Here is a 1469-nt window from a genome sequence, read left to right on the forward strand (position 1 = left end):
TATAGCTGTCGCCAAGTGTATCAGTATATAAAAGAAGAGAAGGTTGGTGCTTCGCACCAACCTTCTCTTCTTGGGTTTTGATTTTGTCTCGCGTAGCAACAGCTAAGTAGTTAAGCATAATTAAAAACCAAAACCAGAGAGCGTACCGTCCGCGTAGCGGGCGGTACGCTCTTCTAGGTTTTAAGTTTACTTATGCTTAACTACTTATAATTTGCTTGGTTGCTAAAGTGAGCGATCGCCAAAGCACTAATCGCCAAAGCTAATTATCTGAGTTAATAGGAGAATTTGAATCCTGCAACTTTGTTAGTTGGCGGCGACGATGGCGCAGGAACAAGAAACCTGCTAGGGGAATTAGCCAGTACGGACAGTAAACCATTAACCAGATCGAGAGCTTTAATAGACCGATGCTCACAACTGTGACGGAATGGGTCGCATTATTCCAAGTATTTTGTAATTGCGATCCGAGATCGGATTGGGGGGCAATAACGGAAACCTCTGCGGTTAGGCTAACCTGCACGGTGGAATAGGCAACCTGATTTTTTAAATTAGTCAGATGCGCGTCAACCTGCTCAATCGATTCTCGCACTCGACTGAGTTCTTGCGTGACTTTCAGCACATCGCCAACCGAGCCTGTCTGCTTCAAAATCTCCTGTAACTGCACCTCCGTTTGTCGAGAGTTTTTAAGTCTCGCCTGTAGATCCACTAATTGATTGGTTACATCTTCTGCTTTTAGGAATCTTCCCTTCACAAGCCCCAACTGGGACAATGCCTCCAGTACCAAATCGAGGCGATCTTGGGGAACTCTAATTTTTAAGGAAACTGACTGCGCGGTAACCGAGTTGCCCGCTCGAAAGTCGTTTAGCTCTAAAATATCGCCCTGCTGCTGTCTGACGATCTCCGCTATCACTTTTGAACTTTCTTCAATTGACTTGACTTGCAAAGAAATTTCTGCCGACTTAATCAATTGTGGACGTGGCAACGCTGCTTTCGGAGAAGCATCTGCTGCGTTAGGTGTAGCTTGTTCGGACTGAGCCACAATATCAGCCGCAGGGGAGATCCTAGAAGCAACGCCCTTATTTTCTTGATTAGCACAACTGGCTAGCCCGAGCCCGATCGCCATAATCAGACTTATCGCTTTGAGCGCACGAAATGCTTGACCCTGCAAAGGTATTCTTGGGCAATATGTTTTCACCATGATTTATCCCGCTGAATGTTATAGCTATAGTCACTTAAATCGGGACATCAAACCCAATAGGGAGTTGCGGCGCAAAGCGCCGCAACTCCCTATTGGGTTTGATCTTTGTCCTAACATTACTGACTATAGCTATAACTCAGCTAATCTTAGGTTTACTTCACAATTTTTGCCCCGATTGGATAATCCCTAAATTGGCAAATATGTAGTATTATCCGACCAAATATCCTGCATAATCTGTCAAATTAATTTGATTCCGCACAATAGACTACATTGC

General features: G+C 44.7%; 1 protein-coding gene. It reads right to left on the reverse strand.

Annotation, left to right across the window (positions count from 1 at the left end; all coding sequences use genetic code 11):
* Positions 1–259 precede the first annotated feature (259 nt).
* Positions 260–1195, reverse strand: a complete 936-nt coding sequence (locus AC805_RS13010; protein ID WP_055075835.1) for a DUF4349 domain-containing protein — start codon at positions 1193–1195, stop codon at positions 260–262.
* Positions 1196–1469 lie beyond the last annotated feature (274 nt).

The sequence above is a fragment of the Pseudanabaena sp. 'Roaring Creek' genome, assembly GCF_001402795.1.
In the GTDB taxonomy this organism is placed as follows: domain Bacteria; phylum Cyanobacteriota; class Cyanobacteriia; order Pseudanabaenales; family Pseudanabaenaceae; genus Pseudanabaena.